The sequence below is a fragment of the Faecalimonas hominis genome (assembly GCF_054660755.1).
In genome coordinates, this window is the sequence record NZ_BAAHSH010000044.1 from 56,244 (window position 1) to 64,439 (window position 8,196).

The window sequence follows — 8,196 nt, forward strand, 5'->3', positions numbered from 1 at the left end:
CCTCCTTTGTTTTACTCTGAAGCCGCATCTATTCTGGCAAGCACATCGTCCAACTCAAAAGTCATTGTTCCGTCCTCAAATACGAAAAGAGGAACACCTATGCCGCCTTTTTCCTTCACAGGGTTAAACATAGGATTTGTGTCACGGATTTTCAAAAAACGTTTTAAATTCCCAATGCTGTCGGAAAACTCCAGAAATAAGTAGCGAACATTTTTCTGTTCCAATACTTCCAAGGCATCTACACAGTCTTTACATGTTTTTGTTCCATAAATAATTAACTTCATTCTGCATTCTCCATTTCTTATGATATATTCTTAGTTTATAGTTTATCATAGATTTTGATTTATAGGGAAGAGGAATTGTGGTTGAGTGTTATGAATTGTGCAAAATGTATAGAATAAAACAAAAAAGTGAAAAAATTGTGCTTAACAGAGAAAGAATATTCTTCGTTAAAAAAATATCAAAAATGAATTGACAAATATTTAACGATGGAATATACTAACAAACGTAAAGCAAAAGAACTCATTCATGGAGGATAATGAAATGACGAAGAAAAAAGAAATCGTACCGGAAATTATTGATAGTGTAGAAGCGCTTACAGCAAAGATGGAAGCGATGAGAGAAGCACAGAAAGTATTTGCTACATTTACACAGGAACAAGTAGATAAAATCTTTTTTGAAGCTGCTTTAGCAGCAAATAAACAGCGTATCCCATTAGCAAAAATGGCAGTAGAAGAAACAGGAATGGGTATCGTTGAAGACAAAGTAATTAAAAATCATTACGCAGCAGAATATATTTACAACGCATATAAAGATACAAAAACTTGCGGAGTAATTGAAGAAGATAAAGCATACGGAATTAAAAAAGTTGCAGAACCAATCGGTTTAATCGCAGCGGTTATTCCAACAACTAACCCAACATCAACAGCGATTTTCAAAACATTGATTGCATTAAAAACAAGAAATGCAATTATCATCAGCCCACACCCACGTGCAAAAGCATCTACAATCGCAGCAGCAAAAGTTGTTTTAGATGCAGCAGTTAAAGCAGGTGCACCGGAAGGAATCATCGGTTGGATTGACGTACCATCACTTGAATTGACAAATGAAGTAATGAAAGGTGCAGACACAATCCTTGCTACAGGTGGTCCTGGTATGGTTAAAGCAGCATACTCTTCAGGAAAACCGGCGCTTGGTGTAGGTGCAGGTAACACACCGGTTATCATTGATGATACGGCAGATGTAAAGATGGCAGTAAACTCAATCATTCATTCAAAAACATTTGATAATGGTATGATTTGTGCTTCAGAACAGTCAGTAACTGTTTTGGAAGGCGTATATAAAGAAGTAAAAGAAGAATTTGCACTTCGCGGCTGCTACTTCTTAAAGAAAGACGAAATTGAAAAAGTTCGTAAAACAATTATCATCAACGGAGCATTAAATGCAAAAATCGTTGGACAGTCAGCACATACAATCGCTGCACTTGCAGGAGTGAAAGTTCCTGAAGAAACTAAGATTTTAATTGGTGAAGTTGAATCAGTAGATATTTCAGAAGAATTTGCACATGAAAAATTATCTCCTGTACTTGCAATGTACAAAGCAAAAACATTTGATGAAGCGATTGCAAAAGCAGAACAGTTAGTAGCAGACGGTGGATATGGACATACATCTTCTATTTACATTCACCCTGCACAGACAGAAAAATTAGCAAAACATGCAGCAGCAATGAAAACTTGCCGTATTTTAGTAAATACACCTTCTTCTCACGGTGGAATCGGTGATCTTTACAACTTCAAGTTGGCACCGTCTCTTACATTAGGTTGTGGTTCATGGGGTGGAAACTCTGTATCTGAAAACGTTGGTGTAAGACATTTAATTAACATTAAAACAGTTGCCGAGAGGAGAGAAAATATGCTTTGGTTTAGAGCACCTGAAAAGGTTTACTTCAAAAAAGGTTGTATGCCTGTTGCACTTGATGAACTTGGAACAGTAATGGGTAAAAAGAAAGCATTTATCGTAACTGACAGTTTCTTATACCACAACGGATATGTAAAAGGTATCGAAGAAAAATTAGATGAAATGGGAATCCAGCACACATGCTTCTACGAAGTAGCACCGGACCCAACACTTGCTTGTGCAAAAGCAGGAGCAGAGGCAATGAGAGCATTTGGCCCAGACGTTATCATCGCTCTTGGTGGTGGTTCAGCAATGGACGCAGGTAAGATTATGTGGGTAATGTATGAACACCCGGAAGCAGACTTCATGGATATGGCTATGCGCTTTATGGATATCCGTAAGAGAGTATACACATTCCCTAAAATGGGTGAAAAAGCATACTTTGTAGCAATCCCTACATCTTCAGGAACAGGTTCTGAGGTAACACCATTCGCAGTTATCACAGATGAAAAAACAGGAGTAAAATATCCATTAGCAGATTATGAATTACTTCCTAAAATGGCTATTATTGATGCAGACAACATGATGAGCCAGCCAAAAGGACTTACAAGTGCTTCCGGTATCGATGCTTTAACACACGCATTAGAAGCATACGCATCTATCATGGCAACAGACTACACAGATGGACTTGCTTTAAAAGCAATGAAAAACATCTTTGAATATTTACCATCAGCATACGAAAACGGTGCAAATGATCCTAAAGCAAGAGAAAAAATGGCAGATGCTTCTTGTATGGCAGGTATGGCATTCGCTAATGCTTTCCTTGGAGTATGCCACTCAATGGCACATAAATTAGGTGCATTCCACCACTTACCACACGGTGTTGCAAACGCATTATTAATTAATGAAGTAATGAAATTCAATGCAACAGATGTACCTACAAAAATGGGAACATTCTCACAGTACCAGTATCCACACGCATTAGAAAGATATGCTGAATGTGCTAGATTCTGTGGTGTTGTAGGAAAAGACGACAAAGAAACATTTGAAAAATTCTTAGTTAAGATTGATGAATTAAAAGAAAAAGTTGGAATTAAGAAAACAATCAAAGAATACGGAGTAGATGAAAAATACTTCTTAGATACATTAGATGAAATGGTAGAACAGGCATTTGACGATCAGTGTACAGGTGCTAACCCAAGATATCCATTGATGAAAGAAATCAAAGAAATGTACTTAAGAGTATATTACGGAAAATAATCAGAATTGTTTGAAACGCCCAATTGGGGACGTAGTGAAATCACAAATCACTACGTCCCCAATTGCGGTTTACCCCGTCCCTTTTTGACTTTTTTCAAAAAAATCAACGTATTTATGGGATTCCTTGCCCTTTCCGATGGGATTATAAGTAAAAACATTTTCAAATGATACTGAAAGGGCGAAATCCCAAAGGAAAGAGGCCTGTTTAATCAGATTATTCAGGTATAATCGGACACAATTTCCTGAATTATATTTCAATATTGTAAAAATCTGGCTGATACAGAGGATATTGTTTAAAATGTACTTTTGTACGGTAGTGGTATATCTTCCATATTCATTTATCATACACGAAGCGTTATGACTTTTGCATAAAAGTGAAAAATATGCAACCGGTTCAAAAAGAATGAAACGGATTGTTAAATAAAAGACAATAAAAATATTATAAAAAAGATTGTTAAAAATTATTTAAAAAACTATTGCATTTAAGAGAGAGAGGTGTATAATATAATTATCAAATAAAGAACGAGGAAAACTATAGGAGGTATGACTTATGAAACTGGATAAAAGTAATTTAATCGTAAAACGTGCATATAAAGAAGTGTACAAATGTGATGAAGGTATTGTGAAAGTATTCGAGAAGACTCATTTGAAATCAGACGTATTTAATGAAGCGCTGAATACTGCCAGAGTGGAAGAGACAGGTCTTGATATTCCTAAAGTAAAAAGTGTAAGTGAAGTGGACGGAAAATGGGCGGTTGTCATCGAATACAAAGAAGGAAAGACACTCGCTGAGATGATGCAGGTGGATTCCAAGAATCTTGAAAAATATATGGAAGATTTTGTGGATTTGCAGTTACAGGTTCACAGTAAAAAAGCACCATTATTGAACAAATTGAAAGACAAACTTGCACGTCAGATTAACAGTTTAAAAGAATTAGATGCGACAGCAAGATATGAACTTTTAACAAGATTGGAAAGCATGCCGAAACACGATAAAGTGTGTCATGGTGATTTTAACCCAAGTAACGTAATTGTCGGAAAGAACGGAAAGATGACGGTTGTTGACTGGGCGCATGCGACACAGGGAAATGCAAGTGCTGACGCAGCGATGACATATCTGTTATTTGCCTTGAAAGATCAGGAAACAGCGGATTTATATTTGAAATTATTCTGTAAGAAGAGTGATACGGCAAAACAATATGTACAGCAGTGGCTCCCAATCGTAGCAGCGGCACAATTGACGAAGAATAATGAGATGGAAAAAGAATTTCTGATGAAATGGATTGACGTATTCGATTATCAATAGAAGCAAAAAATGAGAGGATTGTGCCTGATAAGGCGTCCTCTCATTTTTGTGAATCTAATTAAAAAAATACATTTCCCCCAACAATAATACCGTCATGTCCGCTAGTTGCTGCACGGAAAGAATAACAGTTTCGGACGGAATCCAATCTTGCACCGGCAAGGGCGTCCTGTGCGACCTGATAACATAGTTTTTTTGGTCCGCGTTCTAAAACTTTATTCAATTTTCCCGTCCAGGTAGGTGAAAATTGTCCGCTTTGATAGATGACCCCTGATAGTGTGTTGGGATACTTTGGACTTTCCACACGGTTCATAATAACGGTTGCAACGGCAAGCAAAGCGTTGTAATCGCTCGAGCCCGCCTCGCATTCTAAAATACCTGCAAATAATGCCAAATCTTCCGCGGCAGAAGGGGGAGCGGGTTTGTTATCGGGTTTTTCCTCCGGCTTGCTGTCCGGTTTACTAGGCTCTTCAGCAGGTTTTTTGTCAAGAAGGCTTTGGGTTGCCTTGGCGAGAGCCTCTGCTTCGGCCAACTGTTTTTTATAGTCGTTCAGTTCATTGGAAGTATCTGTTATTTTCGATGAAAGTTGTTCGTATTTTTCTTCCAGATCTTTTTTCTGTTTCTCAAAATTTTTCTGTTGCTGACGCAACTCTTTTTCCTTTTTGGCAATGCTTGAATGCAGAGTCTGCAATTTCTCCAGCATAGTGCGGTCATATTCGCTGACTGTGGAGATGAATTCCGCTTTGTTTAATAAGTCTGCCATGGATTCAGACTCAAAAAGCATGGATAACAGACTTGCTGAGCCGGACTCATAGATGTATTTAATCCTCTTTTTCATCAGTTCATACTGTCCATTTTCGCGTACTTTTGCCAAAGCCAGTTCCTGCTGGGTTGTTGAAATTTCTTTCATGGTTTTTGATAAAGATGAGGTGGCAGCAGACAGATTTTTTCCTGTCGCGTCCTTATCTTTATTTAACTCATTCAAATTATTTTCCAAATCTTGCTGTTTCTGTGTAGTATTCTCAGCATGTAGTACATAGGTAAAAGGACTTGAAAAACAAAGAGTGGCAGCAGTCAATAGGGCAAAAACTTTTTTCCTACGTTTTTGTATTATATTCATTATGTATTCCTTTCTCAATGAAACCAAAGTCTCCATATGCACCTTATTGTGATAAGTATCATTTTTATTCTACTATAATTTGATATTTTTTGCAAATTTTGATATGATAAGAGAAAATTGAAATAGACAAAGAGGAAAATACATGAGAAAGTATGAAGAAGAACATTATCGTTTGGATAAGATAAAAGATAAAATTTATCCGTGGGTAAAAGGTGAACTTATCGACTGTCAGGTGATAAATGGGAAAGAGATTTCAGCAAAGGATACACCTCTTATTACATTTGTGGGAGATTTGCATATTGTTTTGGTAATCAACAGGGGGAATGACACATATGAGATAATAAGGGATAAAATGCTGCCTGATGATTGCAATATAGAAGAACTTTACCATATTGCCTGTGCAAATCTGGTGAGAGATGTGAAATTTGTTATTTCGCAAACATTATATGGCGGATTTGGTATTGTGGCAGACGGGTTCCATGAGGCGAGCGCTCTCTGTTTTCGACAGATATGGACGATGTGTGCCGAGAAACTGAAAGATGATCTGCTGATTATTGCACCTGCGAAAGATACGGTTGTATTTCTGCCTATGAAAGAGAAAGAAAAACTTTCTTACATGAAAGAGTATGCAAGACAGGCGTACGAGAGAAATAAGGATAAAATCAGTCTTCAGATATTTCGATTTGTACGAAAGAGAAAGGAATTGACAGTTTATGGGGAAACAGATTAAGATGATTGGTCTTGACTGTGACGGTACATTGCTGAATAATAACAAAGAACTGACTGATCACAGCAGAGAGGTTCTTTGCCGTGCGATTGAGAGAGGAATTGTCATCGTTGTCGCGACAGGAAGGCCGCTTACGGGAATACCAAAAGAAGTGCTTGACATTGACGGTATCCGTTATGCACTGACGTCAAATGGGGCGAGAATTGTGGATATAAAAGAGAATAGAATCATCAGCAAATGTACAATGTCAACTGAGAAGACGAAGGAACTGCTTCAACTCTTTTCGGCATACGATACTTATAAAGAAATATTTATTGACGGACAGGGGTATACAAACCGGTCAGATTTAGAGAACATAGAAAATTATGCGGAGTCAGAGAGTATGGCACGCTATGCCCGGTCATGCCGAAAACCGGTGGAGAATATGGAAGAATTGTTGGAAGATAAAGAAGTGCGCGTGGATAAAGTCCATGTGATGTTCAGCGGTCTGAAAGAGAGGGAGCAGGCGTTTGAAGAAGTAAAAACTGTGCAAGGCGTCACGGCTACCTCTGCAATATCGAACAATATAGAAGTGAATATGTTCGGTGTGAACAAGGGTGAAGGACTGCTGCGATTAGGAACTCTGCTCGGAATAGAGCGGGACGAAATTATGGCATGTGGAGACGGCATGAACGATTTTGAGATGTTGAAGGCAGTGGGATTTGGAGTTGCCATGGAAAATGCAGTGGAGAAAGTAAAACAGGCTGCAGACTATGTGACGGATACAAATGAGAATGATGGTGTGGCAAAAGCAATTGAAAAATTTGCATTAGCATAAGACGAGGAGGAAAAATATGGAGATTTTTTTTGAAATGTTGAAAACGGTTTTTCTTGGAATTGTGGAGGGAATTACCGAATGGTTACCGATTAGCAGTACGGGACATTTGATTTTGGTGAATCAGATTGTCCAGTTGGACGCAAGCAAACAGTTTATGGAAATGTTTAATGTTGTTATTCAGTTGGGAGCAATTATGGCGGTAGTAATTTTATATTTCCATAAATTAAATCCATTTTCTAAGCGAAAAAGTCCAAAGCAGAAAACGCAGACACTTCAGTTGTGGATAAAAGTTGCGATTGCCTGTCTTCCGGCAATGATTATCGGAATTCCGTTAGACGACTGGATGGACGAACATTTGCATAATTCAGTTGTCGTTGCAGCGATGTTGATTATTTACGGTATTTTATTTATTGTTGTGGAAAACAGAAATAAAAATAAGACACCGTCTGTTACAAAATTTTCACAGTTATCTTATCAGATGGCGCTCGTTATCGGTGTTTGGCAGGTATTGGCGCTTGTTCCGGGAACATCACGTTCAGGTGCGACAATCGTAGGTGCATTACTTTTGGGAACTTCGAGATATATTGCGGCAGAATTTACATTTTTCCTTGCCATTCCGGTTATGGTTGGCGCAAGTGGATTGAAAATATTGAAGTTTATGTTGTCGGGAATTGGAATTACGGGACTGGAAGTTGCAATCCTAATTGTGGGTTGTCTGACGGCGTTTATTGTGTCCGTTTTGGCAATTAAATTCTTAATGGGATATATTAAGAAAAACGATTTCAAAGTATTTGGCGTATACCGAATTGTGTTAGGTATTATCGTACTTGGAACGTTCTTTATGATGTAATAGAAAAAACCTCAATTGTAAACCGAATTTCCATACCTAATCCGTCTACATGTTGGTTTATGTGTTACAAATCTATATAAAGGAAAAGTATAGTTTTTCCTTTACAAACATTTTTCGGAGCCAGTTTCATCCTGGTTCCTTTTTTGTTAATCTTCTTGTTAATGGCGGCATAGAAAGGAGCCGACATGGCAAAATTTTTATCTTTAGAAGACAGATTAACTAT

At 37.8% G+C, this 8,196-nt stretch carries 7 protein-coding genes; 5 read left to right on the forward strand and 2 right to left on the reverse strand.

Going from position 1 to position 8,196, the window contains the following annotated elements; genetic code table 11:
- Positions 1-11: 11 nt before the first annotated feature.
- Positions 12-284 carry a hypothetical protein gene (locus ACYQ35_RS08310; RefSeq protein ID WP_009461266.1) on the reverse strand — a complete coding sequence of 91 codons (273 nt, stop codon included), beginning with the start codon at positions 282-284 and terminating at the stop codon, positions 12-14.
- A 259-nt stretch (positions 285-543) separates the two neighbouring features.
- On the opposite strand from ACYQ35_RS08310, the gene adhE reads away from it, so the two are divergent.
- Positions 544-3,156, forward strand: a complete 2,613-nt coding sequence (gene adhE / locus ACYQ35_RS08315) for a bifunctional acetaldehyde-CoA/alcohol dehydrogenase (protein WP_009461265.1) — start codon at positions 544-546, stop codon at positions 3,154-3,156.
- 550 nt (positions 3,157-3,706) lie between these two features.
- Positions 3,707-4,462: an aminoglycoside phosphotransferase family protein gene (locus ACYQ35_RS08320; protein ID WP_009461264.1), complete on the forward strand. Its 756-nt coding sequence runs from the start codon at positions 3,707-3,709 to the stop codon at positions 4,460-4,462.
- Positions 4,463-4,520: 58 nt separating this feature from the next.
- Here ACYQ35_RS08320 and ACYQ35_RS08325 read toward each other — a convergent pair whose 3' ends face one another.
- Entirely contained in the window at positions 4,521-5,579 is a 1,059-nt protein-coding gene (locus tag ACYQ35_RS08325; RefSeq protein WP_459832170.1) for a cell wall hydrolase, read from the reverse strand.
- Between the two features lie 142 nt (positions 5,580-5,721).
- Here ACYQ35_RS08325 and ACYQ35_RS08330 point away from each other — a divergent pair, with 142 nt between their 5' ends.
- From ACYQ35_RS08330 to ACYQ35_RS08340, 3 genes are read left to right on the forward strand one after another with little or no spacing between them, the layout of a single operon-like run.
- Positions 5,722-6,309 (forward strand): hypothetical protein, encoded by a 588-nt coding sequence (locus tag ACYQ35_RS08330; protein WP_009461262.1) that lies wholly within the window; start codon positions 5,722-5,724, stop codon positions 6,307-6,309.
- Positions 6,293-7,123 carry a Cof-type HAD-IIB family hydrolase gene (locus ACYQ35_RS08335; RefSeq protein WP_009461261.1) on the forward strand — a complete coding sequence of 277 codons (831 nt, stop codon included), beginning with the start codon at positions 6,293-6,295 and terminating at the stop codon, positions 7,121-7,123. Before ACYQ35_RS08330 ends, ACYQ35_RS08335 begins: the two co-directional genes overlap by 17 nt.
- Positions 7,124-7,139: 16 nt before the next feature.
- Positions 7,140-7,973, forward strand: a complete 834-nt coding sequence (locus tag ACYQ35_RS08340) for an undecaprenyl-diphosphate phosphatase (protein WP_009461260.1) — start codon at positions 7,140-7,142, stop codon at positions 7,971-7,973.
- Positions 7,974-8,196 lie beyond the last annotated feature (223 nt).

Coding starts and splice junctions, on each gene's coding strand:
- ACYQ35_RS08320 (WP_009461264.1), top strand. CDS start 3,707: ATGAAACTGGATAAAAGTAATTTAATCGTAAAACGTGCATATAAAGAA.
- ACYQ35_RS08310 (WP_009461266.1), bottom strand. CDS start 284: ATGAAGTTAATTATTTATGGAACAAAAACATGTAAAGACTGTGTAGAT.
- adhE (WP_009461265.1), top strand. CDS start 544: ATGACGAAGAAAAAAGAAATCGTACCGGAAATTATTGATAGTGTAGAA.
- ACYQ35_RS08325 (WP_459832170.1), bottom strand. CDS start 5,579: ATGAATATAATACAAAAACGTAGGAAAAAAGTTTTTGCCCTATTGACT.
- ACYQ35_RS08335 (WP_009461261.1), top strand. CDS start 6,293: ATGGGGAAACAGATTAAGATGATTGGTCTTGACTGTGACGGTACATTG.
- ACYQ35_RS08340 (WP_009461260.1), top strand. CDS start 7,140: ATGGAGATTTTTTTTGAAATGTTGAAAACGGTTTTTCTTGGAATTGTG.
- ACYQ35_RS08330 (WP_009461262.1), top strand. CDS start 5,722: ATGAGAAAGTATGAAGAAGAACATTATCGTTTGGATAAGATAAAAGAT.